Below are 23197 nucleotides of genomic sequence, written 5' to 3'. Positions count from 1 at the left end.
CGTGAGAAGGCCTCCCCCGCCGCGGCGGGGGAGGCCTTCTCACGTGGGTCAGCGGTAGCTGCGCCGGTACCAGACGCGCCGCGGGCCGGGGATGCCGATCCGGGCGATGACGTCGGTCAGGATGGCGCCGATGATGAGCCAGAGAACGGCGGCGAGGCCGTCGTTGAGGAACGTCCGCAACCCCTCCGAATCCGGCGTGAAGAGGTTCCGCAGGCCGAGCGAAACGCCCGCCGACCACTCCGAGATCAGGTGCGCGAAGCCGTTCGCCGAGTTCGCCCCGCCCAGCACCAGCACGATGTGCACGGCCAGGACCAGCGCGAACACCGCGCAGACCAGGTGGATGAGGGCGTTGACCGTGCGAACGGCCCGGATCCGCGGGTGGGTGCGCTCCACGATTTCTTCGGTGGGGGCGGGCTCGTACGGCGTTCCGTACGGCTCCGGGGGCGGGGGATACGGCATCGTCGGCGTCCTTTCGACTGTCCGATGTGGACGTATCTGGGCGGACTTGTGTGACACCGGGGAGTACCCGTCACTCGGGTGAGCGAACCGCTGACTCCGCAAACTTCCCTAATCGGCGCGTGATACGGTCGTTTGCGGAATGCGAGGAGAGGCATGGCCCAAGACGTCTACTCCGTCGAACAGGTCGCCGCGAAGCTCGGACTGCACGTCCGGACGGTCCGGAACTACGTGCGGGACGGCAGGCTGAAGGCGGTCCGGATCGGCAAGCAGTACCGGATCGCGGCCGCGGACCTGGCGGCCTTCACCGGCCTGCCGGTGGCCGAGCGGGCCGCGGCGCCGGTGGCGGAGCTGTCCGGGGTCGTCGAGATCGCCGGCGTCGACCGGGCGGCGGCCGACCGGATCGCGACCATGGTCCTGGCCTCGGTCAACGGCCCCCGGGACGGCGACGAGCGGCCGTTGCGCGTCGAGACCATCCACGACGGGGAGCGTGCCACGATGAAGATCATCGTACTCGGTGACCTGGCCGCCGGGGCCGATTTGCTGCGCTGGGTCGCCTCGGTCACGGAAAACCTGGCCTGACCGCGGTCCGCTTCGTGCGGGAGACGTCCGGACCGGGCTCGGCGCCCGGGCGGCGGCAGGGCGCTGAACCGGGCGGCGCAACCAGCGTGCGGAGGGCAACCCGTGGTGCGCACGGGACGTCAGGTGATCATGAGAACTCCCCGGCGCGCTGCGCTGCTGGTGTCCGTCATCGCCCTCCTCGCCGCGTTCGCCTCGCCCGCGACGGCGGAACCCGTGGTCCCCTCCGGGTTCCAGCCCGCGTCGACGAGCTGGACCGGCCCGGACCGGGGGTACGTCCTGGGGTACCGGCCGTGCGCCGGGACGTGGTGCCCGGTGCTGCTGGGCACGACCGACGCCGGACGGCACTGGCGGCGGCTGGGTGCGCCGCCGATGGCGCTGCCGGACAACCACAACCACGTCGCGCTGCGGGTGTTCGGTGACCGGGTGGCGTACATCGAGGACGGCGTGCACGTCCTGACGACCCGCGACGGCGGCGTCAGCTGGCAGCCGGTCACGCCGGCCGGGGCCCGGGAGCCGTACTACCTGTCGAAGATCGCCGAGGCCGGCGGCCGCGTCTTCGCCCTGCTCACCAGCTACGGCGATGGCCGCGGCTCGACCCGGCTGTATTCGGGGGCCGCGGGTTCGCCGGCGCTGGTCCCGGTGCCCGGGTTCTCCGCGACGGGCGGCCTCACCTACGGCGACCTGGCCGTCGGAGGTGGTCTGCAGATCGCGCTCGGGGCCGACTACGGCACCGAGCAGTACTGGACCTCCCGCGACGGCGCCCGGTTCGCCCCGGCCGACCCGCCGTGCCCGGAGGGGCAGGTGGCCTCGCTGAGCGCGGTCCGCGACGGGCAGGTGGTGGCGTTGTGCAGCAGCAGCCCGGGCTCGCCCCAGCCGGGTTCGACCGAACGGCAGCTGCGGCACGCCCCGCAGCTCGGAGCGCGGTTCAGCGGAACGGACGCGGCCCCGTTCGCGGGCATCAACCAGGGCTTCGCGGCATCGTCCCCGAAGTCGGCAACGGTGGCGGCGGTGGCCGGCGGAGTCGGGTTCCTGCACACCACGGCCGACGGCGGCCACACGTGGACGACGGCGGAGCTGTCCGACCGCGGGTTCGCGCTGACCGACCTGGACTTCCCGGGCAGGGGTGTCGGCGTCGTGGTGGACGGCCAGCCGGACGCGTCGGGCGGGTCGGCGGTGTACCGGACCACGGACGGGGGAAGGACGTGGCGGGAGCTGCGTTTCGGGTAGCGGGTTCCGGAGGGGGCTTGGTTCGGGCGGATCGCGGGTTCCCGGCTGCTGGGTTGGCGGCGGCCGGGGGTCGACCCGGCCGCCCGGCCCCGAAGCGCCTCGGCGTGTTCCGGACCACGGACGGGGGAAGGACGTGGCGGGAGCTGCCATTCGGGTGATTGAGCCCCGCGGGGCCCACCCCACCCACGGATGGGGGAAAGTCCCGCCGGCAGCGCCGTTTCGGGTAGTTGTCCCTGGCAGCCAAGGCCCTTGTGCCCGGTTCACTTGGTGAACGGCATGTCGTAATCTGAGCACTGTCCGTTGCCGGACACGGTGAGCGAAACCCGGGCAGGGGTGTCGTCGCCACGGGGAGAGTGGGAGAGCAGCCGATGACGCCTGGCGACCTGCGGTCCGGAACCGGGGGCGGTGCGGCCGCCCTCGATTTCAGCAAGGCGAGCCTGGCCCGGCTGTCCGACGCGCTGCTCGGCGGGCACGACCACTACGAAGTGGACCGCGAAGCGATGCGGCGGCTGCTGGCCATCGCGCCCGGCGCCCGGACGATGGCTAAAGAACACCGCGACTGGCTGGTGCGCGCGGTGCGGTTCCTGGCCGGCAAGCGCGGCATCGACCAGTTCCTCGACCTCGGTTCCGGCATGCCCACCGCGGAGAACACCCACGAGGTGGCGCAGCGGTACAACCCGGACGCGCAGGTGGTGTACGTCGACAACGACCCGGTCGTGCAGGTGCACGGCCGGGCGCTGCTCGAGGAGAACTACCTGACCCACGTGACCGGAGCCGACCTGACGCGGCCGGCCGAAACGCTCGCCGACGAGGTCGTCAAGGAGTACCTCGACTTCACCCGTCCGGTGGCGTTGATCCTGACCTCGATCGTGCACCACATCGACGACTACGACCGCGCGAAGGCGATCGTCTCCGAGTACGTCGACGCGCTCGCGCCCGGGTCGTTCCTGCTGCTCACGCACAACTTCGACCCGGAGGAGGACTCCCCGCGCCAGGAGCTGGCGCGGCTGCTGGAGACCAGCTTCCAGGGCACCGGCCTGGGCAGCGTCCACCGCACCCGCGAGCAGATCACCGGGTTCTTCGACGGCACCGAGCTGCTCCGGCCCGGCCTGGTCTACCTGCACGAATGGTGGCCGGACGGCCCGCGCCTGCACCCGCTGGGCGAGCTCAACTTCCTCACCCTCGGCGGGGTCGCCCGCAAGCAGTGAGCGTTCAGGCGGGGCCGCCTGAACGCCCACGGCCGCGTCAGGCGGCGTTGAAGGTGTCCGGGTCCGGGCCGGTGCGCTCGCCGCGGTCCAGCGGGGTCAGCGACTCCATCTCCTCCTCCGTGAGGGTGAACCCGAACAGGTCGAAGTTCTCCTCGATCCGGGACCGCGTGACCGACTTCGGGATCACCACGTTGCCCAGCTGCAGGTGCCACCGCAGCACGATCTGCGCGGGCGTGCGGCTGTGCTTCACCGCCAGTTCCGCGACCACCGGGTCGCCGAGCAGGCTGCCGCCCTTGGCCAGCGGGCTCCACGCCTCGGTCGCGATGCCCTGCTTGGCGTCGAACTCGCGCAGCTCGCGCTGCTGCAGGTAGGGGTGCAGTTCGACCTGGTTGACCGCGGGGGCGATCTCGGCCGCGTCGAGCAGGCGCTCGAGGTGCGACGGCTGGAAGTTGGAGACGCCGATCGCGCGGACGCGGCCGTCCGTGTACAGCTTCTCGAACGCCTTCCACGTGTCGAGGAACTTGCCGCGCGCCGGGGTCGGCCAGTGGATCAGGTACAGGTCCAGCTGCTCCAGGCCGAGCTTGGCCATGCTCTCGTCGAACGCCTTGAGCGTCGAGTCGTAGCCCTGTGCGGAGTTCCACAGCTTGGTGGTGACGAACAGCTCGTCACGGGCGATGCCGGACTCGGCGATCGCCTGGCCGACACCCTTTTCGTTGCCGTAGACGGCCGCGGTGTCGATGCTGCGGTAGCCCACTTCGAGGGCGGTCTTCACGGCGGCGGCGGTCTCGTCGTCCGGGACCTGGAACACGCCGTAGCCGAGTTGCGGCATCCGCACGCCGTTGTTGAGTTCGATGTCGGGCACGCTGGTCACGAGGGGTCCTTTCGGTGGCTGGTTCATCGGGCGAGTACCCGTTCCGCGGCTTCGAAACTAGCCGGGGAACGGCGGTCGAGCAGTCCGGAGACGAGCGCCACGGCGAGGCCGGCCGCGGCGAGCGCGGCGCCGATCCAGTTGGGGGCGGTGTAACCGAGGCCGGCGTCGATGGCCTGGCCGCCGAGCCAGGCGCCGCCGGCGTTGCCGAGGTTGAACGCGGCGATGTTCGCGGCCGAGGCCAGCGCCGGGGCGCCCTCGGCCTTGGCCATCACGCGGGCCTGCAGCGGCGGCACGGTAGCGAAGCCGGCCGCGCCGAACAACGCGATCGTGATCGCCGCGGGCACCTTCGCGTGCGCGGTGAACACGAACGCCACCAGCACCAGCGCCAGTGCGGCGAGGATGACGTACAGGCTGGGCATCAGCCTGCGGTCCGCCGCCCGGCCGCCGAGCAGGTTGCCGGCGAACAGGCCGGCGCCGAAGAGCACGAGCAGCCAGGTGACGGCGCCGCTCGAGAAGCCGGCGACCTCGGTCATCATCGGGGCGATGTAGGTGAAGGAGGCGAACACCCCGGCGAAGCCGAGCGCGGTCATCACCAGCGCGAGCCACACCTGCGGGCGGCGGAACACGGCGAGCTCGCCGCGCAGGCCGGCGCCGGGGTCCGGCTTCTGGTGCGGCACGAGCGCGAGGATGCCGATCGCGCCGGCCACGCCGAGCGCGCTGACCACCCAGAACGTCGAGCGCCAGCCGAAGGCCTGGCCGAGTGCGGTGCCGGCGGGCACGCCGAGCACGTTCGCCACGGTCAGCCCGGTGAACATCAGCGCGATGGCGCTGGCCTGCTTGGCCGGGGCGACCAGCGACGCGGCCACGACCGAGCCGACGCCGAAGAAGGCGCCGTGTGAGAGGGCGGCGACGACCCGGCCGGTCATCAGCAGGCCGTAGCTCGGGGCGAGCGCCGAGAGCACGTTGCCCGCGATGAACAGGCCCATCAGGGCGACCAGCACGGTCTTGCGCGGCACCCGCGAGGCCAGCGCGGTGAGCAGGGGAGCGCCGACGACGACGCCGAGCGCGTAGCCCGAGATGAGCAGGCCTGCGGACGGGATCGAGACACCGAAATCGGCCGCGACCTCGGGCAGCAAACCCATGATCACGAACTCGGTGGTGCCGATCCCGAAAGCGCTGATCGCCAGTGCGAGCAGAGCGGCGGGCATGGACTTCCTTCTTCCGGGGGTAGACTGTGGTTGTCGTTGGCAACTACAAGCGTCCGAGATAGTTGCAGACGCCGTATATTGCACAAGCTTGCGACTTGTCGGGTGGTCCGCGCAAGCCGGGGAGAGGTGAACCGTGTCACTGGACGACGACGCCATCGAAGCGCGCGCACAGGGCTGGCGGACGCTGGCCGCGCTCCACGCGCGGATCGAGGACAGGCTGCAGCGCGCCCTCGAGCGCGACCACGAGCTGTCGGTGAGCGAGTACACGGTGCTGGACGTGCTGGCCCGCCAGGACGGCTTCCACCTGCGGATGAACCAGCTGGCCAACGCGGTGGTCCTCAGCCAGTCGGCGACGACCCGCCTGGTGACCCGGCTGGAGGGCCGCGGGCTGCTGGCCCGGTACCTGTGCGCGGACGACCGCCGCGGGATCTACACGGAGGTGACGCCGGCCGGCCGCGCGCTGTTGACGGCGGCCCGGCCGACGCACGACTCGGCGCTGGCGGAAGCGCTGGCAGAGGCCGAGGCGCTGCCGGAGCTGGCCCCGCTGGTCGGGGCGCTGGGCGCGCTCAGCTTCGGCGGCGCCGCTTCGGCTTGATCAGGCTCGGCTGATCAAGCTCGGCTTGATGGGGGCTTGCGGCTGCGGGCGGACGGCGCTTGGCGTAGCTGGGGCGGCTTCGGTCTGGCGGGCTGGGGCTCGCTTTTCGTGGGTCGGCTTCGGTCTGAGGGGCTAGGGCTCGCTTTTTGCGGGTCGGCTTCGGCCTGACGGGCCGGGGTCGCTTCCGCTGGACCGCCTCGGCTTGACGGGCCGGAGCTCGCCTTCGTCGGTCGGCTTCGGCCTGACGGGGCCGGGTCGCCTTCCGCAAGACCGCTCCGGCCCCCACACGCCCGAGGCGCGCCGCGAAGAGGTCCCCGGCCCGGGGGTCCCCCGGTTCTTACGTTACCGGGCACCTCCGACAATTCCGGGTCCCGCGCGCCGCGAGGCCGCCGGCCCGCGGCACGGCGATTCGCCCGGATGATCGCGCTCTGTCCGCCATGTTGTCCGCGCGGCGGGGTCGATTTGGGCGTTTCTGCCGGTATCGTGAAACCGGGGGGCCGACGCCGTCGGCCGTGAAGTTCTTACCAGGCAACAGAACCCAGTACCGCCGCGCCGGGCGCAGACCGGCGCGTGATCTCTCGCTGTGTGGACCCGCGTCAGGGCCGGCGCGGGCTGGACCGGGGAACTGGAGGAGCCATGGGGAAGATCGGTGTCTGGCTGATCGGCGCGCGCGGCTCGGTGGCCACCACGGCCGTTGCCGGGGCCGCCGCCTTGCGGGCGGGGCTCGCCGCCCGCACCGGCTGCGTGACCGACCTGCCGGACTTCGCCGGGGCCGCCGTGCCCGCCGTCGGCGACCTCGTCTTCGGCGGTCACGACGTCGTCGGCACGCCGCTGGTCAAGCGGGTCGAGCAGCTCGCGGCCGCCGGGGTGCTGCCGGCCGCGCTGCCCGGTGCGGTCGCGGCCGAGCTGGACGCCGCCGAAGCCCGGCTGCGGCCGGCGCCGTCCGGGCCTGGCCGCGCGGCGATCGAGCAGGTCGTCGCCGATCTCACCGAGTTCCGTCGGCACGTCGACCACGTCGTCGTGATCAACGTGGCCTCCACCGAACCGCCGTGCCCGCCGCACCCCGCGCACGCCTCCCTGGCCGCCCTGGACCAGGCGCTCGACGTGCTGCCCCCGAGCGCCCGCTACGCCTACGCCGCCTTCCGCGCCGGTTGTGGCTTTGTCGACTTCACGCCGTCCACCGGGGCTCGCCTGCCCGCGCTCGACGAGTTCGCCCGCGTCACCGGGCAGCCGTACGCGGGCCGCGACGGCAAGACCGGCGAGACGCTGCTCCGGTCCGTACTCGCGCCGATGTTCGCCCAGCGCGGGCTGAACGTCCTGGCCTGGTCGGGCACGAACCTCCTCGGCGGCGGTGACGGCGCCACCCTGGCCGACCCCGCGGCCGCGTCGAGCAAGAACGCCTCGAAACAGCAGGTCCTGGCGCGCAACCTCGACCGGCCGGTCGACGGCGAGGTGCACATCGACTACGTCCCGGCGCTCGGCGACTGGAAGACCGCCTGGGACCACGTGCTCTTCGAAGGCTTCCTCGGCACGCGGATGACGCTGCAGCTCACCTGGCAGGGCTGCGACTCGGCGCTGGCCGCGCCGCTGGTGCTCGACCTCGCCCGGCTGACCGGCAAGGCGTGCCGCGACGGCGTGGCCGGGCCGGTCGCCGAATTCGGCTTCTTCTTCAAGGACCCCGTCGGCGACGGCCCGCCCGACCTGGCTTCGCAGTACGCGGCCCTGCGCGAATGGGCGCACCGGTGACGGCCCCGGTGAAGGTACTGGCCGAGCTCGTCCGCGCGCCCGCCGCGCTGACCGTGCCGGGGGACGCCGTCGCCGGGGCCGCCGCGTCCGGCTGGCCCTTCGGCCGCCGCACGCTCGCCCTGACCGGTGCCTCGGTCTGCCTCTACTGGGCGGGCATGGCGCTCAACGACTACGCCGACCGCGCCCTCGACGCGGTCGAACGGCCCGAACGGCCGATCCCGTCGGGCCGGGTCTCGCCCGGGACGGCGCTCGGCGTCGCCACCGGGCTGACCGCGGGCGGCCTGGGCATCGCCGCGGCCGCCGGGGGACGACGGGCCCTGCGCGTCGCCCTTCCGTTGGCCGTCACCGTGTGGGCCTACGACTTCGCGCTCAAAAAGACCGTCCTCGGCCCGGCCGCGATGGCCGCCGCCCGGACCCTCGACGTCCTGCTCGGCGCCGGCGGGCAGCGCGCCGCCCTGCCCGCGGCGCTGACGGTCGGGGCGCACACCTACGCCGTGACAACGCTGTCGAGGTCCGAAGTGGACGGTGCCACCCCGGCGCTGCCCGCCGCCGCACTGGCCGCGACGGCCGGCGTCGGGCTCGCCGCCGGCCGCGGTGGCCCGCTGGCTTCGGCGCTGCTCGGCGGGTATGCCGTCACCACCGGCGGAGCGCAGTTCGACGCCGTGCGCGATCCCGCCGCCGTCAAGATCCGGCGGGCGGTCGGCGCCGGGATCCACGGCATGATCCCGCTGCAGGCCGGGCTGATCGCGCGGGCAGGTGCGTGGCGCCCGGCACTCGCCGTGGCCGCGGCGTTCCCGCTCGCGCGGGCGCTGGGCCGGAAGGTGTCGCCGACATGAGGTTCGGGTACGGCACCAACGGCTTCGCCAACCACCGCCTCGGCGACGCCCTGCGCGTGCTGGCCGACCTCGGCTACGACGGCGTCGCGCTCACCCTCGACCACCAGCACCTCGACCCGTTCGGCCCGGACCTCGCCCGCCGCGTCGCCGCGCTGGCCGCTGACCTCGAGCGGCTCGGTCTCGCCGTGGTGATCGAGACCGGCGCCCGGTTCCTGCTCGACCCGTGGCGCAAGCACTCGCCGACGTTCCTCGACCCCGATCGGGCGCGCCGCGTCGGGTTCCTGACGCGGGCGGTGACGATCGCCGCGGACCTGAACGCCGAAGCGGTGTCCTTCTGGAGCGGCAACAAACCCGCGGACCTCGAACCCGAGAACGCCTGGGCGTACCTGGTCGACGGGTGTGCCGAGGTGCTCGAAGCCGCCGACGAGCAGGACGTCCGGCTCGGGTTCGAACCCGAGCCCGGCATGCTCGTCGAGGACCTCGACGGGTACTTCGAGCTGTCGAGGAGGCTCGGTGACCCGGCCCGGTTCGGGCTCACGCTGGACATCGGGCACTGCCGCTGCACCGAGTCCGCGTCCGTTCCCGACTGCGTCCGCCGGGCCCTGCCGCGGCTGGTGAACGTCCAGATCGACGACATGCGCCGCGGCACCCACGAACACCTGGAGTTCGGGAAGGGGGAGATCGACTTCCCGCCGGTGCTGGCCGCGCTGGAGCCGTACCGCGGCCTGGTCGCCGTCGAACTGCCCCGTGACAGCCACGCGGCCCCGCGGATCGCCCGCGAATCCCTGGAGTTCCTGCGGAAGGCGGTGACCGCGTGAACGCCTGGCTGGAACAGGCCCTGTCCGACGTGGCCGCCGACGCGACGGCCTTGCGCACGGTGTTCCCCGCCGTCGGCCGCCGGGTCGGCCGGACGGTGGCCGACACGGCTCGCGTGGAACTGCTCGAGGCGGCCCCCGGCGCCGCGGCGGAGATGCCCGGGCTTTACCGCTACGGTGACGCCGCCGAAAAGCGTGCGGTCCTCCTCGGACTGTCCGTTGTGGACACCGGGGACGCCGGTGTCGAACTGGTCGCGGACGCGCTCCGCACCAACGACACCCGCCTGGTGACCGCCGCGATGGGCGAGTACGCCGCCACCCACCTCGACGCGCCCGCCTACCGCCACGGCGTCCTCAAGTGCGTCTTCATGGGCATCCCCCTGGAAGCCGTGGCCGGCCTCGACCGCCGCACCGACGAAGAACTGCTCCGCATGCTGCGGGACTTCGCCGCCGAACGCACCGCGGCGGGCCGCGAAGTCCCCGCCGACCTCCGCACCCTGCTGAACGAACAGGACGGCTGATGCGCATCTTCGACCCCCACATCCACATGAGCTCGCGCACCACCGACGACTACGCGGCCATGCACGCCGCCGGCGTCCGGGCGCTGGTCGAACCGGCGTTCTGGCTCGGCCAGCCGCGCACGAACGCCGGCAGCTTCACCGACTACTTCGACTCCCTCGTCGGCTGGGAACCCTTCCGCGCGAGCCAGTTCGGCATCGCCCACCACTGCACGATCGCGCTCAACCCGAAGGAGGCCAACGACCCGCGCTGCGTCCCGGTGCTCGAACTGCTGCCGCGCTACCTGGAGAAGGACGGCGTGGTCGCGGTCGGCGAGATCGGCTACGACTCGATGACCGCCGAGGAAGACACGGCGTTCGCCGCCCAGCTCGCGCTGGCGATCGCCCACGACCTGCCCGCGCTCGTCCACACCCCGCACCGCGACAAGGCGGCCGGGACCGAGCGGAGCATCGCCGTCGTCCGCGAGTCGGGCATCGCGCCGGAACGGGTGGTGCTCGACCACCTCAACGAGCTGACCGTGGCTCCGGCCAAGGAGTCCGGCTGCTGGCTGGGCTTCTCCATCTACCCGGACACGAAGATGGACGAAGACCGGATGGTCGCGATCCTCAAGGAGTACGGCACCGAGCGCGTGCTGGTGAACTCGGCCGCCGACTGGGGCAAGAGCGACCCGCTCAAGACCCGCAAGACCGGCGACGCGATGCTCGCCGCCGGGTTCACCGAGGACGACGTCGACGAGGTGCTGTGGCGCAACCCGGTCGAGTTCTACGGCCGGAGCGGGCGGCTGTCGCTGGACGAAGTGCCGCCGGAAGCCGAGTTCGCGGGCAACTCGATCCTGCGGGGGGCGCGCAAGTGAGGTTCCGGCACCGTGACGGCACGCTCGTCCACCTCGCCTATTGCACCAACGTCCACCAGGCCGAAGACCTCGACGGCGTGCTCGCCCAGCTGGCCCGCTTCGGCGAGCCGGTGCGCGAGCGCCTCGGGGTGGACCGGCTCGGGCTCGGCCTGTGGCTGGCCCGGCCGGTGGCGGCCGAGCTGGCCGGCGACCCGGCCGCGGTGACCCGGCTGCGCGGCGAACTGGCCGCGCGGGGGCTGGAGGTCGTCACCTTCAACGGCTTCCCGTACCAAGGCTTCCACGACCCGGTCGTCAAGCACGAGGTGTACCGGCCGGACTGGGCGGCGCCCGAGCGCACGCGGTACACCCTGGACCTCGCTCGGCTGCTCGCCGAGCTGCTGCCGGACGACGCCGTGCGCGGCAGTGTCTCGACCCTGCCGCTCGGCTGGCGCACGGACTGGCGGGGCGACGGCGGTCAGCTGGACCTCCTCGCGAAGGGGCTGGCCGGGCTGGGCCGGCCGGTGCGGGTGGCGTTCGAGCCGGAGCCCGGCTGCGTCATCGAGACGACCGCGCAGGCGGCGGCTCTGCTGTCCGAAGTGGACAAGGAGTGGCTGGGTGTCTGCCTGGACACCTGCCACCTCGCGGTGGGGTTCGAAGAGCCGGCCGCCGCGCTGGGCCGGCTCGACGCCGCCGGGCTGGCCGTCGTCAAGGTCCAGGCGTCGGCCGCACTGGAGGCCGCCGATCCCGCCGATCCCGGGACGCGGGCCGCCCTGGAGTCCTTTGTGGAGCCCCGGTTCCTGCACCAGAGCAACGAAGGACCGCCACCCGGCGCCGACGACCTCGACCTGGCCCTGGCCGGCAGCCTCCCGGGGCGATCCCCGTGGCGGGTGCACTTCCACGTGCCGCTGCACGCCGACCCGGCACCGCCGCTGACGTCGACCCGGCCGGTACTGGCTGCCGCACTGGCCGAGCTGTTCGGCGGCGCGGCCGCGCGCACCGACCACGTCGAAGCCGAGACCTACACCTGGCAGGTGCTGCCGGACGCACCCGCCGACGACGCCGGGCTGGTCGCGGGCATCGCGGCCGAGCTGGAGTGGACCCGGCGGGAACTGACCGCCCTCGGCCTGGAAGAGGTGCGTGGATGAGTTTGCTGGTCCTCGACGTCGTCGGGCTCACCCCGCGGCTGCTCCCGCACATGCCGAACCTGCGCCGGATGGCCGAGCCCGGTTTCACCGCGCAGCTGGACACGGTGTTCCCGGCGGTCACCTGCTCGGTGCAGTCGACGTTCCTCACCGGCCTCACCCCGGCGCGGCACGGGATCGTCGGCAACGGCTGGTACTTCCGCGAGCTCGGTGAGGTGTTCCTGTGGCGCCAGCACAACCGGCTGGTGCAGGGCGACAAGTTCTGGGACGCGGCCCGCCGCGCACACCCCGGCCACCGCGTCGCGAACGTCTGCTGGTGGTACGCGATGGGCGCGGCCACCGACCTCACGGTGACCCCGCGGCCGATCTACCACGCCGACGGCAAGAAGTCGCCGGACTGCTACACGTCCCCGCCGCAGCTGCACGACCGGCTGGTCGGCGACCTCGGCGAGTTCCCCCTGTTCACCTACTGGGGCCCGACGGCGTCGATCACGTCGTCGCGGTGGATCATCGGCGCCGCGCAGCAGGTCATGGCCCAGGACCGGCCGGACACCACGCTGGTCTACGTCCCGCACCTGGACTACGACCTGCAGCGCTTCGGCCCGGACGCACCCCAGGCCGCGGCGGCGGCACGCGAGATCGACGCGGCCTTGCAGCCGCTGCTCGAGCAAGCGGCCGCGGGCGGGCACACCGTCGTCGCGCTGTCGGAGTACGGCATCACGAACGCGAGCCGTCCGGTCGACGTCAACCGGGCGCTGCGCCGCGAAGGCCTGTTGAACGTGTACGTCCAGGCGGGCATGGAGTACCTGGACCCGTGGACGTCCCGGGCGTTCGCGGTGGCCGACCACCAGGTCGCGCACGTCTACGTCGCCGACCCCGCGGACGTCCCGCGCGTGCGTGACCTCGTCGCCGGACTGCCCGGCGTGGACGTGGTCCTCGACCGGGACGGGCAGGCCGGCCTCGGCATCGACCACGAGCGGGCGGGCGAGCTGGTCGCGATCGCCGAGCCGGCCGCGTGGTTCACCTACTACTACTGGCTGAGCGACGACCGCGCGCCGGACTTCGCGAGGACGGTGGAGATCCACCGCAAGCCCGGCTACGACCCGGCCGAGCTGTTCTTCGACCCGCGTGACCCGAGGGTCAAGCTGAAGGCGGCGGCCGCGCTGGCCCGCAAGAAGCTCGGCCTGCGGTATTCGATGCAGGTCGTCCCGCTGGACCCGGCGCCGGTCCGCGGCAGCCACGGCCGCCTGCCGGACTCGGCCGAGGACGGGCCGGTGCTCCTGTGCTCGGACCCGGCACCGGCCCGCGAGAAGATCCACGCCACCGAGGTCAAGGACCTCCTGCTGGCCGCCGCCGTTCCCGCCGAGTGAAGAGGGGTTCCCGTGCAGGTGCTGGTGTTCTCCAAGACGGCCGGGTACCGGCACGCCTCGATCCCGGCGGGGATCGAGGCGATCCGGGAACTGGGCGCGGCGCACGGATTCACCGTCACCGCGACCGAGGACGCGTTCACACCCGCCCACGACGTGGTGGTGTTCCTGTCGACCAGCGGCGAGATCCTGGATGCGGCGCACCAGGCGGCGTTCGAGTCCTATGTGGAGGGAGGCGGTGGCTTCGTCGGCGTCCACGCGGCCGCCGACACCGGGTACGACTGGCCCTGGTACGGACAGCTGGTGGGGGCCCGGTTCGACCGCCACCCGGAGATCCAGCGGGCCCGGTTCGTGACCGAGGACGGCACGCACCCGGCGACCGCCCACCTGCCGCCGGTGTGGACCCGGACCGACGAGCTGTACGACTTCCGGACCAACCCGCGTGGCCGCGTCCGGGTGCTGCAGACGCTGGACGAGTCCAGCTACACCGGTGGCGGCATGGGGGCCGACCACCCGATCACGTGGTGCCACCCGCAGGGCCGCGGCCGGGCGTTCTACACCGGGCTCGGCCACACGAGCGAGTCCTACGCCGAGCCGGGCTTCCGCGCGTTGCTGCTGGGCGCGATCCGCTACGCCGCGGGAGTGCTTCCCGCGGCGTAGCGGCATCGGCCGCGGGTCAGCGCACGCCGAGGAGGTGCTCCAGGGCGAGCTGGTTGAGCCGGGTGAAGTGGTAGCCGCGCGCGGCGGCCGCGTCGAGGTCGAACTCGTCGTTCAGCACGTCGTCGAACGTCTCGCCCGGCGCCAGCGTCGGGGTCGAGAGGTCCGGGACCCGCGACGCGGCGAGTGCTTCCACGACCTCCGGGTCGGCCCGGAACGCCGCCGACTTCTCCTTGAGGATCAGGTAGGTCCGCATGTTCGCCGCCGCCGACACCCACACGTCCTCGGCGTCCTCGGTGCGCAGCGGCTTGTAGTCGAAGTGCCGCGGACCCTCGTAGCCGCCGTTCTCCAGCAGGTCGACCAGGAAGAACGCGCTCTTCAGGTCACCGTGGCCGAAGATCAGGTCCTGGTCGTACTTCGGGCCGTGCTGGCCGTTGAGGTCGATGTGGAACAGCTTGCCCTGCCACAGCGCCTGCGAGATGCCGTGCACGAAGTTGAGGCCGGCCATCTGCTCGTGCCCGACCTCCGGGTTCAGCCCGAACAGCTCCGGCCGCGCGAGCTGGGAGATGAAGCCCAGTGCGTGCCCGATCGTCGGCAGCAGGATGTCGCCGCGCGGCTCGTTCGGCTTCGGCTCCAAGGCGAACCGCAGGTGGTAGCCCTTCTCGACGACGTAGTCGGCGAGCAGGTCGAGGCCCTCCTTGTAGCGGTCCAGCGCCGCGCGGACGTCCTTCGCGGCGTCGGACTCGGCGCCTTCGCGGCCACCCCAGACGACGTAGGTCTCCGCGCCGAGCTCGGCCGCGAGGTCGAGGTTCCGGCGCACCTTCCGCAGCGCGTAGCGGCGGACGTCACGGTCGTTGCTGGTCAGGCCGCCGTCCTTGAACACCGGGTGGGTGAACAGGTTCGTCGTCGCCATCGGGACCTTGAGGCCGGTCTCGGCCAGCGCCTTGCGGAACCGCTCGATCGCCTTGTCGCGGTCCGGCTCGGTGGCCAGCAGGTCGTCGTCGTGGAAGGTCACGCCGTAGGCGCCCAGCTCCGCGAGCCGGTGCACGCTCTCGACCGGGTCGAGCGCCGCCCGCGTCGCGACGCCGAACGGGTCGTTGGCGGGCCAGCCCACGGTCCAGAGGCCGAAGGTGAACTTGTCGGCCGGCTGGGGAGCGTAGTCGCTCATGACTGTCCCTTCATTTAGTTCGCGTTGTAGACTAAATATGCGCCGCGGAGCACCGGGGCGTCAAGAGGGCCGGTTAGAGTGCTTCGCGGGAGGACACGATGACGCAGGCCGTGCGGCACGAGGAGATGCGCGCCCGCAACCTCGGGGTCGTGCTGGGCGCGGTCAGCCGCGGCGCCCCGCTCACCCGGGCCGCGCTCGCCGAGGCCACCGGCCTGACCAAGTCGACCGTCTCGAAGCTGGTCGGCGACCTGGTGGAAGCGGGCCTGCTCGCCGAGACCGGCCCCGCGCGGGCGGGCGAACGCGGCCGGCCGGGCGTGGACCTGGTGCTCAGCGGGGCGCGGGTGGCGTCGCTGGGCCTGGAGGTCAACGTCGACTACCTCGCGGCACGCGTGCTCGACCTCACCGGCGAGGTCCGCGTCGCCGCCCGCCGCGAACGCGACAACCGCGGCTCGCGGCCGGAGCTGGTGCTGGGGGAGCTGCAGGACCTGGCGTCCGAGGCGCTCGGCGAGGCCGGCCGGCTGGGGCTCGAGACGGCGGGCGCGGTGCTCGCGGTCTCCGGCCCGGTCGGCGACGGCGTGCTGTTCAGCGCCCCCAACCTCGGCTGGCAGGACGTCCGCCCGGCCGGCCTGCTCCGGCTGCCGGTCCCGGTCGAACTGGACAACGAAGCGAACCTCGCAGCTCTCGGCGAGCTCTGGTACGGCAACGGCGAGCGCGACTTCCTGTACGTGTCCGGCGAAATCGGCATCGGTGCGGGCCTGGTGGTCAATGGCGTGCTGTACGCCGGCGCGACGGGCCTGGCCGGCGAGCTGGGGCACGTCGTCGTAGCGCCCGATGGCGCGCAGTGCCGCTGCGGCGGCAGCGGCTGCCTGGAGACGTACGCCGGGCAGGAAGCCTTGCTGGCGGCGGGAAACGCGGCCTCGGTGCCTGCCTTGCTGGCGGCCCTCGAAAGCGGCGACGAGACGGCGCTGGCCGCGTGCGCGGCGGCCGGGCACGCCCTCGGCATCGCCCTGACGTCGGCGGTGAACCTGCTGGACCTCGACCGCATCGTGCTCGGCGGGGTGTTCACGCCGCTGTACCCGTGGTTGTCCGGACCGGTGTCGGAGGTCCTGGCCAAGCGGCTGGGCGGCCTGCGCGGCGCGCCCCCGCACCTGACGGCGTCCCGCCTGGGCGGTGACGCGGCCACGCTCGGCGCCGCCGGCCGGGTCATCCACCGGGTCATCGCGGACCCGGCGCCGTTCGTCACCCGGGCGCAGGAAACCCAGCCAAACGGAAGACCGCCCCGGGGAGTCCCCGAGGCGGCCTTCACGGACTTGCCGGACTAGCTCACCGAGGTGATCTGCACCAGCGAGGTGCCGACCGTGACCCCGGTGTCGGTCTGCACGCTCAGCTGACCGCGCAGGGTGCGGCCGGCCGCCGGGGCGGCGGTGGCCGTCACCGTCGCCGGCACCGTCCACGAGCTGCCCGAGGCGTGCAGGGCGTTGGCGTCGGTCACCGCGACCGACCCGAAGGCCGGGTTGGTGAAGACGTCCAGGTAGTCGAACTCCGTGGTGCCGGAGGGCACCGCGTAGCCGTCCACCAGCGCGACCCAGACACCCGCCGCCGGGTTGGGCACGGTCACCGACTCCTCGGAGTCACCGTCCGCGCTGATCCCCGCCTGGACGCACGACCCGGTGGTGCAGTTGTACAGCACCAGGTCGAGGTCGGCGCCCACGTCGGAGGTCTTGCCGATGGTGGCGGTCAGCGACGTCGAGCCCGGCGTCACCGCGATCTGGTACTGCTGCTGCGCACCCTCGGCGATCGACGGGCGCAGGGTCTTCGCGCTGCCCAGCGTGGCCCCGTTCAGCTTGCCGGTGAACGCGCCGAGGGTGTTCTGCACGGTGTAGGACCGCGAGATCGGCGTGTTCAGCGTGGCGGAGGCGATGGTGTCCGGGTTCGGCGAGATCGCCGTGCCCAGCACCGAAGCCGACAGCTTGTACGGCGCTTCGGCCGCGTCGGACGTCCGGCGCGCCTCGACGACGATCTCCCACACGCCCGGAAGCGGGTTGGCGATGGTACGGCTGGTCGGCGTGCCGCCGGGGCAGCCCGCGCCCGCGTCGGGGAGGTAGCAGTACGTCGTCGACGTGCTGGCCTCGGCCGGGACACCGGTCGGGTCGTACCGCAGGAACCGCACCTGGCCCTTGCCCGGGGCGCCGGCGCCGGCGTCCAGGTCCACCTTCAGCGCGCTGGCGCCCTGCGGCACCCGCACGAAGTAGCTGGTCGCCTGGTTGCGGGCGGCCTTGCCCGTGACGTCGACCTGGAAGCCCTTGCCGGCGACGAACTCCTGCGGCGCGAAAACCGTGTTGAGGGTCTGCACGTCGATGCCGACGGTCAGCGGGTTGTCCAGGTAGAGCAGGGCCGAGTGGACCCCGGTGCCCTTCGGGTTCACCTTCACGTCGAACTTCACCGGCGCGTTCAGCGGCAGCACCACCGTCGAGCCGGAGGAGTACGTGCCGTCGTTGCCGACCCACCGCACGAAGTACGGCACCGGGTGCGCCGCGCCCGTGGTGCGGGTGATCGTGTACGTCCGGGTGTAGGCCTTGCCGGCGGTCACGCCTTCGCGGTCGTGGATGCCCACGCCGGTGTTCGGCTTGGCCAGCAGGCCCGACAGCGCGGTGTGCACCTCGACCGACGTCGAAACCGTGTCCGGCTTCGGGTTGAGCGAAAGCGCGACGAACGCGGCGGGGACGTTGAACAGGCCCGCGCCCTGGGCGTACGCGCCGATGCCCGGCACGAACCGCGCGGTCGACTTGATCGCCGAACGCAGCTGCGCCACCGGCGGCCGCTGGCCGTTGTGGGTCGCCTTGTACGCGCTCACCAGCAGGGCCGCCGCGCCGGTCGCCTGCGGCGACGCCATCGACGTGCCCTGCAGCATCGCGTAGCCCGCGGGCAGGCCGTACGTGCCGGCCACCGGGCCTCCCGCTTCCCAGCGCGGGATGGTCGCGATCGCCGCGCCGGGCGCGATGATGTCCGGCTTGAAGCCGCCGTCCTCACGCGGGCCGCGCGAGGAGAACGGGTGCAGCGACTCGGCGTTCTGCGTGACCGAGCCGTAGTTGGACAGCCAGGTCTCCTTGGTGATGTAGGAGCCGACCGAGATCGCGTCCGTGGCCACCGACGGGTCGCCGACGGTGTTCGCCCCGGCGCCGCTGTTGCCCGCCGAGATGAAGATCTGGACGTTGTACTCGGCGATCGTGCGGTTGTAGAGCTCCGCACGGGCGTTGTTGCCGTCGTTGAGGGCGGGCAGGCCGCCGATCGAGATGTTGATGACGTCGGCACCGTGACTGGCCGCGTAGACGACACCGTCGACCAGGCCCGACGACGTGCAGGCGGTGCCGGTGAGGCAGACCTTGACCGCCAGCAGCTTCGCGCCCGGGGCCGCGCCGTCCATCTTGCCGCCGAAGAGGTCGTTGCCGGCGGCGATGCCCGCGACGTGCGAGCCGTGCTCGGCGCCGGCGATGCCGATGCCGACGTAGCCCGGCTTGTCGGTCTGGACGACGAAGGCCATCCGCTCGGCGACGTCGGTCGCCGGGTTGTCCGTGCCGAAGAAGCCGTAGTCGTACTTCTTGGCGTAGTCGGTCATCGGCTTCTCGTCGGTGAAGTCGCCGTTGCCGTTGAGGTCGACGCGGACCTCCTTGGTCGCGCTGTCGAGCAGCACGCCCCAGGAGTCGGCGCGGTCGCCGTCGCGGTTGACGTCACCGCCGGTTTCGCTGTCGGCGCCGCCCAGGTCGCCGGCGGTCTCGCTGAAGAGGCCGAAGGTGTACGGGCCACCGGTCGCCGGGGCCGTCCACGTCTTGCCGTTCGAGGTGAAGGTGCCGGTGTAGGTGGCCGTGGACTGCTTGACCCAGGTGCCGTCGCCGGAGTTGGTGGCGTTGGCGTTGTACCAGTCGACGATCTTGCGTTCGCCGTGGCTGGTGGTGGCCAGCGCGGGGGAGTCGAGGTCGACGCCGGAGTCGAGCACCGCGACCGTGGTGTCCTTGCCGTCCCAGTTGGGCAGGACCTGGCCGAACTGCGCCGCGTAGGTGTCGCCGGTGGGCAGGTACGGGTTGACGCGCGGGGTGTTCTTGCCCGGGGCCGGCTGCGGCAGCGGGGTGGTCGCGCCGTCGGGCTTGGGGTCGTCGCGGTAGACGAGGCCGTCGACGTCGACGGCGTTGACCGACTTGAGCTTCGCGGCCTTCTCCGCCTTCTCGGGCGGGATGCTGACCTTGACGTAGTCGAGCTTCGTGTCCGTGGACTGGACCACCCCGCCGAGCGCCTTGAGCTCGTTCACGGCGGCGCCGGTCTGGCCCTTTTCCGCGGCGATCAGCAGGGTGACGTCGGGCTTGCCCGCCTTCTCGGCTTCGGCGACGAGCGCGCGGTCGTGCTCGTCGAGGGTCTTGCCGTCGGCCGCGCCGCTGGTGGGCGAAGCCTGCTGGGCGGAGGCCACCGGGACGGCGACGCCGAGGACGGAGGCGCCGAGTGCGGTGGCGAGGACGGTGATCCCGGCCCGCCGTCTCCAGCGCGATCTGTGCTGTGTCACTGAAACGACCCTTCGTGAAGATGTGCGTACCGAGCAGTACACAGGGTGGGATCTTCGTCAGCAATCAGACAGTTAGCCCATAGACCGCAATTGGTTGCGAGCCAAATGGCCTAATGCACTGCCCGGTTAGGCCGTCACCGGAAGCCGCACTTTCCCGTGAAAGTGCGGCCTTGCTACACGCGTGTGCAGCGGACTATATTTCCGTGTAGTCGACTACACGTACGTATAGGACGCCTGATGAACGCCGAAGACCTCACCGCCCGGGCCCGGATCCGCGACGCCGCCATCCGGCTGTTCACCGAGCAGGGCATGGAGAAGACGTCGATCCTCGACATCGCCCGGGAAGCCGGGGTGTCGGGCGGCCTGATCCGCCACCACTTCGGCTCCAAGGAGGGGCTGCGCGAAGCCTGTGACGCGCACGTCTTCGACGAACTGGTGAAGTTCAAGGAGGACGTGCTGGCCAAGGGCGCCGCGAACCCCGGCTTCCTCCCGGTGTTCGACACCCGTCAGCTGCTCTACCGCCGGTACCTGGGCCGCGCCCTGATCGACGGTTCGCCCGCCGCCGAGGTGCAGTTCACCGAGATCGTCGACGAAACCGAGCGCTACTTCCGCGAGCAGGGCATGGACGTGCCGGACCCGCGGGGCGTCGCCGCGGCGCTCGCGGCGATGACCGGCGGGCTGATGATCCTGCAGGACCACGTGGCCCGCGCGCTCGGCGAGGAGCCGGGCACGAACGAGGCGATGCTGCGGATGTCGGCGGCTGCCGGCCACCTGTTCCTCAACCCGCTCGCCACCTCCGAAGTCCTCGACAAGGCCCGCGAAGCGCTGGCCGCCTACCAACGGAAGGAATGACGATGGCCGCAGCGATCACCGCCGACGGCCTCACCAAGGCGTTCGGTCCGGCGAAAGCCCTCGACGGGCTCGACCTGACCGTCCACACCGGCGAGGTGCACGGCTTCCTCGGGCCCAACGGCGCCGGCAAGACCACCACGATCCGCGTCCTGCTGGGGCTGGTGCGCGCCGACGGCGGTCGCGCCACCCTGCTCGGCGGCGACCCCTGGACCGACGCCACCGAGCTGCACCGGCGGCTCGCGTACGTGCCGGGCGACGTCACGCTCTGGCCGAACCTCAGCGGCGGCGAGGTCATCGACCTGCTTGGCCGGCTGCGCGGCGGCCTCGACCCCGCGCGCCGCGCCGAGCTGGTCGAGCGCTTCGACCTCGACCCGCGCAAGAAGGGGCGGACGTACTCGAAGGGCAACCGGCAGAAGGTCGCGCTCGTGGCCGCGCTGGCGTCCGATGTGGAACTGCTGGTCCTCGACGAGCCGACGTCCGGGCTCGACCCGTTGATGGAGGAGGTGTTCCGGGAGGTCGTCGCGGAGGAGCGGGAGCGCGGCGACCGGACCGTGCTGCTGTCCTCGCACATCCTCTCCGAGGTCGAGGCGCTGTGCGACCGCGTCACGATCGTCCGCGCCGGCCGCACGGTCGAGTCGGGCACCCTGGCCGAGCTGCGGCACCTGGGCCGGATCACGATCGACGCTTCGCTCGCGCACGTGCCGGCGAACCTCGGGACGCTGCCGGGGGTGCACGACCTGAGCTCGTACGGCTCGCACGTCCACCTGTCGGTCGACCAGACCGCGCTGGACGGCGTGATGCGGCACCTCGCCGAAGCCGGGCTGCGGAGCCTGGTGAGCCGCCCGCCGACGCTCGAAGAGCTGTTCCTGCGCCACTACCGCCACGACGAGCCGGTCGGAGCGGCGCGATGACCGGCACCGGGGCGCTGCTGCGGCTGGTGCTGCGCCGCGACCGCCTGCTGATGCCGGCCTGGATCCTCGGGCTGGCGCTCGCGCCGGTGGGCTACCTGTCGTCGATCAAGGCGGCCTACCCGGATGCCGCGGCGCGGCAGCACTTCTTCCAGCTGAACGCTTCGAGCACGACGTTCGTGGTCCGCAACGGCCCGCTGTACGGCTCCTCGGTGGGGAACCTGCTGGCCTGGCAGTGCGGGTTCGTCCCGGTCGTCGTCGGGTTGATCGCGCTGCTCACCGTGGTGCGGCACACGCGGACCGAAGAGGAAGCGGGCCGCCGTGAGCTGACCGGCGCCACCGTCGTCGGCCGGCACGCGGGGCTGGTGGCGGCGGTGCTCGCCGCCTGCGGTGCGTGCCTGGTGTTCGGGCTGGTGACCGCGTTCGGTGTCGCCGCGCAGGGGGAGCCGATCGCGGGTGCGCTGGCGCTCGGTCTCGGGTTTTCCTCGGCGGGCTGGGTGTTCGCCGGTGCCGGCGCGATCGCGGCCCAGCTCACCTGGGGCGCGGGCGGCGCGCGGAGCCTGGGCATCGGGGCGCTGGTGCTCGCGTTCCTGCTGCGGGCGGCGGGGGACAGCAGCAGTTCGGCGGGCCGGCTCGCCTGGCTTTCGCCGATCGGCTGGGCGCACCGGCTGCGGCCGTTCGCGGGCGAGCAGTGGTGGGTCCTGGCCTTGGGCGTGGTCGCGACCGGGGCGTCGGTGGCCGTGGCCATCGCGCTTTCGGCGCGGCGCGACCTCGGGGCGGCACTGCTGCCGGCGCGGCTCGGGCGGTCCGGCGCGAAGGCGTCGCTGCGCTCGCCGCTGGCGCTGGCCTGGCGGCTGCAGCGGGGGACGCTGCTGGTCTGGACCGGGTGTCTCGCGCTCGTCGGGCTGCTGATGGGCGGGGTCGCGCAGAACGTCACGGAGATGATGCGGGACAACAGGGCGGTCGCCGAGGTGTTCTCCCGGATGGGCGGCGGCGGCGCGGTGCTGGACACGTACCTGGCCGGGACGATGACGTTGTTCGGCCTGGCGGCGGCGGGTTGTGCGGTGCAGACGGCGCTGAAGCTGCGCGCGGAGGAGGCGGCGGGCCGGGCGGAACCGGTCCTGGCCACGGCGGTCGGCCGCCTCGGCTGGGCGCTGGCCCACCTGACGTTCGCGTGCTTCGGCCCGGCAGTCGTGCTCGCGGTGGCGGGCTGGACGACGGGACTGGCCTACGGCAGCGGTTTCGCACTGGTCCCGGCGGCGCTGGCCCAGCTGCCGGCGGTGTGGGTCCTGACCGGCCTGGCGGCGTTGCTGATCGGCTGCGTCCCGAGGTACGCGGCGGCGGCCTGGGGACTGCTGGCGGCGTTCCTGCTGCTGTCGCTGGTGGGGACGGCGTTGCAGTGGAACGAGGCGGTACTGGGGATCTCGCCGTTCCAGCACCTGCCGCGCTTGCCGGGCGGAACGTTCTCGGCGGTACCGGCCCTTGGGCTGGCGGCGATCGCGGTGGCCGCGGGCGCGGCCGGGCTGTACGCGTTGCGGCGCCGGGACATGCCCGTCGGCTGACCACGCAACGGAACCACGGCGGGGGTCCAGGGGGCTCGCCCCTGGCGGGGGTCTGGGGGTTCGACCCCCAGGAGACACCGCGGGGCGAGGCCCG

The 23197-nt window shown here is 72.6% G+C and carries 21 protein-coding genes; 16 read left to right on the top strand and 5 right to left on the bottom strand.

Features of this window, described 5'->3' with window-relative positions; all coding sequences use genetic code 11:
- Positions 1-48: 48 nt before the first annotated feature.
- A complete protein-coding gene (locus HUT10_RS15510) occupies positions 49-459 on the bottom strand; it encodes a hypothetical protein (protein ID WP_176171863.1) in 411 nt (136 codons plus the stop codon).
- Positions 460-612: 153 nt separating this feature from the next.
- Between HUT10_RS15510 and HUT10_RS15505 the strand changes: the two genes are divergently transcribed.
- The 3 genes from HUT10_RS15505 to HUT10_RS15495 all read left to right on the top strand — a co-directional run bounded on the left by HUT10_RS15505 (position 613) and on the right by HUT10_RS15495 (position 3473).
- Positions 613-1038, top strand: a complete 426-nt coding sequence (locus HUT10_RS15505) for a helix-turn-helix domain-containing protein (RefSeq protein WP_176171862.1) — start codon at positions 613-615, stop codon at positions 1036-1038.
- A gap of 129 nt (positions 1039-1167) precedes the next feature.
- Positions 1168-2265 (top strand): hypothetical protein, encoded by a 1098-nt coding sequence (locus HUT10_RS15500; RefSeq protein WP_176171861.1) that lies wholly within the window; start codon positions 1168-1170, stop codon positions 2263-2265.
- 368 nt (positions 2266-2633) lie between these two features.
- Complete coding sequence (locus HUT10_RS15495) at positions 2634-3473, top strand: SAM-dependent methyltransferase (protein ID WP_176171860.1); 840 nt, start codon at positions 2634-2636, stop codon at positions 3471-3473.
- A 37-nt stretch (positions 3474-3510) separates the two neighbouring features.
- Here HUT10_RS15495 and HUT10_RS15490 read toward each other — a convergent pair whose 3' ends face one another.
- Positions 3511-4344, bottom strand: a complete 834-nt coding sequence (locus HUT10_RS15490) for an aldo/keto reductase (RefSeq protein WP_303246966.1) — start codon at positions 4342-4344, stop codon at positions 3511-3513.
- A 23-nt stretch (positions 4345-4367) separates the two neighbouring features.
- On the bottom strand, positions 4368-5552 hold the full coding sequence (locus tag HUT10_RS15485; protein ID WP_176171858.1) for an MFS transporter: 1185 nt from the start codon (positions 5550-5552) through the stop codon (positions 4368-4370).
- 133 nt (positions 5553-5685) lie between these two features.
- Between HUT10_RS15485 and HUT10_RS15480 the strand changes: the two genes are divergently transcribed.
- The 9 genes from HUT10_RS15480 (at position 5686) to HUT10_RS15440 (ending at position 14064) form a co-directional block, all read left to right on the top strand.
- On the top strand, positions 5686-6147 hold the full coding sequence (locus HUT10_RS15480) for a MarR family winged helix-turn-helix transcriptional regulator (protein ID WP_176171857.1): 462 nt from the start codon (positions 5686-5688) through the stop codon (positions 6145-6147).
- A gap of 636 nt (positions 6148-6783) precedes the next feature.
- Complete coding sequence (locus HUT10_RS15475) at positions 6784-7893, top strand: inositol-3-phosphate synthase (RefSeq protein ID WP_176171856.1); 1110 nt, start codon at positions 6784-6786, stop codon at positions 7891-7893.
- On the top strand, positions 7878-8729 hold the full coding sequence (locus HUT10_RS15470; RefSeq protein ID WP_176171855.1) for an SCO3242 family prenyltransferase: 852 nt from the start codon (positions 7878-7880) through the stop codon (positions 8727-8729). Before HUT10_RS15475 ends, HUT10_RS15470 begins: the two co-directional genes overlap by 16 nt.
- Positions 8726-9547 carry a sugar phosphate isomerase/epimerase gene (locus HUT10_RS52215; protein WP_176171854.1) on the top strand — a complete coding sequence of 274 codons (822 nt, stop codon included), beginning with the start codon at positions 8726-8728 and terminating at the stop codon, positions 9545-9547. Before HUT10_RS15470 ends, HUT10_RS52215 begins: the two co-directional genes overlap by 4 nt.
- Positions 9544-10065, top strand: a complete 522-nt coding sequence (locus HUT10_RS52210; RefSeq protein ID WP_176171853.1) for an EboA domain-containing protein — start codon at positions 9544-9546, stop codon at positions 10063-10065. Before HUT10_RS52215 ends, HUT10_RS52210 begins: the two co-directional genes overlap by 4 nt.
- The gene (locus HUT10_RS15455; RefSeq protein ID WP_176171852.1) at positions 10065-10916 is read left to right on the top strand and encodes a TatD family hydrolase; all 852 of its coding nucleotides are present in this window, start codon (positions 10065-10067) and stop codon (positions 10914-10916) included. Before HUT10_RS52210 ends, HUT10_RS15455 begins: the two co-directional genes overlap by 1 nt.
- Positions 10913-12040, top strand: coding sequence for a metabolite traffic protein EboE (eboE, locus tag HUT10_RS15450; RefSeq protein ID WP_176171851.1), 1128 nt, complete (start codon positions 10913-10915; stop codon positions 12038-12040). Before HUT10_RS15455 ends, eboE begins: the two co-directional genes overlap by 4 nt.
- Positions 12037-13407 (top strand): alkaline phosphatase family protein, encoded by a 1371-nt coding sequence (locus tag HUT10_RS15445; protein ID WP_176171850.1) that lies wholly within the window; start codon positions 12037-12039, stop codon positions 13405-13407. Before eboE ends, HUT10_RS15445 begins: the two co-directional genes overlap by 4 nt.
- A gap of 12 nt (positions 13408-13419) precedes the next feature.
- Positions 13420-14064, top strand: a complete 645-nt coding sequence (locus HUT10_RS15440; protein ID WP_176171849.1) for a ThuA domain-containing protein — start codon at positions 13420-13422, stop codon at positions 14062-14064.
- Between the two features lie 16 nt (positions 14065-14080).
- On the opposite strand, the gene xylA is transcribed toward HUT10_RS15440, so the two are convergent.
- Positions 14081-15229, bottom strand: a complete 1149-nt coding sequence (gene xylA, locus HUT10_RS15435) for a xylose isomerase (RefSeq protein ID WP_176171848.1) — start codon at positions 15227-15229, stop codon at positions 14081-14083.
- A 98-nt stretch (positions 15230-15327) separates the two neighbouring features.
- Between xylA and HUT10_RS15430 the strand changes: the two genes are divergently transcribed.
- Positions 15328-16551, top strand: a complete 1224-nt coding sequence (locus HUT10_RS15430) for an ROK family transcriptional regulator (RefSeq protein WP_176171847.1) — start codon at positions 15328-15330, stop codon at positions 16549-16551.
- Here the strand turns inward: HUT10_RS15430 and HUT10_RS15425 are convergent.
- Positions 16548-19781, bottom strand: a complete 3234-nt coding sequence (locus tag HUT10_RS15425) for a S8 family serine peptidase (RefSeq protein ID WP_176171846.1) — start codon at positions 19779-19781, stop codon at positions 16548-16550. The genes HUT10_RS15430 and HUT10_RS15425 overlap by 4 nt on opposite strands.
- Before the next feature lie 237 nt (positions 19782-20018).
- On the opposite strand from HUT10_RS15425, the gene HUT10_RS15420 reads away from it, so the two are divergent.
- The 3 genes from HUT10_RS15420 to HUT10_RS15410 are packed head-to-tail and all read left to right on the top strand — an operon-like array spanning position 20019 to position 23103.
- The gene (locus HUT10_RS15420; RefSeq protein ID WP_176171845.1) at positions 20019-20633 is read left to right on the top strand and encodes a TetR/AcrR family transcriptional regulator; all 615 of its coding nucleotides are present in this window, start codon (positions 20019-20021) and stop codon (positions 20631-20633) included.
- A 2-nt stretch (positions 20634-20635) separates the two neighbouring features.
- Entirely contained in the window at positions 20636-21544 is a 909-nt protein-coding gene (locus HUT10_RS15415; protein WP_176171844.1) for an ABC transporter ATP-binding protein, read from the top strand.
- Complete coding sequence (locus HUT10_RS15410; protein WP_176171843.1) at positions 21541-23103, top strand: ABC transporter permease; 1563 nt, start codon at positions 21541-21543, stop codon at positions 23101-23103. Before HUT10_RS15415 ends, HUT10_RS15410 begins: the two co-directional genes overlap by 4 nt.
- Positions 23104-23197 lie beyond the last annotated feature (94 nt).

It is taken from the genome of Amycolatopsis sp. Hca4 (genome assembly GCF_013364075.1).
Taxonomy (GTDB): Bacteria; Actinomycetota; Actinomycetes; order Mycobacteriales; family Pseudonocardiaceae; genus Amycolatopsis.
This window is presented reverse-complemented; position numbering and strand designations above follow the sequence as displayed.

Excerpts from the sequence above, each read along its gene's own strand:
- HUT10_RS15495 (WP_176171860.1), top strand. The coding sequence starts at position 2,634 with ATGACGCCTGGCGACCTGCGGTCCGGAACCGGGGGCGGTGCGGCCGCC.
- HUT10_RS15445 (WP_176171850.1), top strand. The coding sequence starts at position 12,037 with ATGAGTTTGCTGGTCCTCGACGTCGTCGGGCTCACCCCGCGGCTGCTC.
- HUT10_RS15500 (WP_176171861.1), top strand. The coding sequence starts at position 1,168 with ATGAGAACTCCCCGGCGCGCTGCGCTGCTGGTGTCCGTCATCGCCCTC.
- HUT10_RS52215 (WP_176171854.1), top strand. The coding sequence starts at position 8,726 with ATGAGGTTCGGGTACGGCACCAACGGCTTCGCCAACCACCGCCTCGGC.
- HUT10_RS15485 (WP_176171858.1), bottom strand. The coding sequence starts at position 5,552 with ATGCCCGCCGCTCTGCTCGCACTGGCGATCAGCGCTTTCGGGATCGGC.
- HUT10_RS15410 (WP_176171843.1), top strand. The coding sequence starts at position 21,541 with ATGACCGGCACCGGGGCGCTGCTGCGGCTGGTGCTGCGCCGCGACCGC.
- HUT10_RS15475 (WP_176171856.1), top strand. The coding sequence starts at position 6,784 with ATGGGGAAGATCGGTGTCTGGCTGATCGGCGCGCGCGGCTCGGTGGCC.
- HUT10_RS15455 (WP_176171852.1), top strand. The coding sequence starts at position 10,065 with ATGCGCATCTTCGACCCCCACATCCACATGAGCTCGCGCACCACCGAC.
- HUT10_RS15505 (WP_176171862.1), top strand. The coding sequence starts at position 613 with ATGGCCCAAGACGTCTACTCCGTCGAACAGGTCGCCGCGAAGCTCGGA.
- HUT10_RS15415 (WP_176171844.1), top strand. The coding sequence starts at position 20,636 with ATGGCCGCAGCGATCACCGCCGACGGCCTCACCAAGGCGTTCGGTCCG.
- HUT10_RS15420 (WP_176171845.1), top strand. The coding sequence starts at position 20,019 with ATGAACGCCGAAGACCTCACCGCCCGGGCCCGGATCCGCGACGCCGCC.
- xylA (WP_176171848.1), bottom strand. The coding sequence starts at position 15,229 with ATGAGCGACTACGCTCCCCAGCCGGCCGACAAGTTCACCTTCGGCCTC.
- HUT10_RS15470 (WP_176171855.1), top strand. The coding sequence starts at position 7,878 with ATGGGCGCACCGGTGACGGCCCCGGTGAAGGTACTGGCCGAGCTCGTC.
- HUT10_RS15430 (WP_176171847.1), top strand. The coding sequence starts at position 15,328 with ATGACGCAGGCCGTGCGGCACGAGGAGATGCGCGCCCGCAACCTCGGG.
- HUT10_RS15510 (WP_176171863.1), bottom strand. The coding sequence starts at position 459 with ATGCCGTATCCCCCGCCCCCGGAGCCGTACGGAACGCCGTACGAGCCC.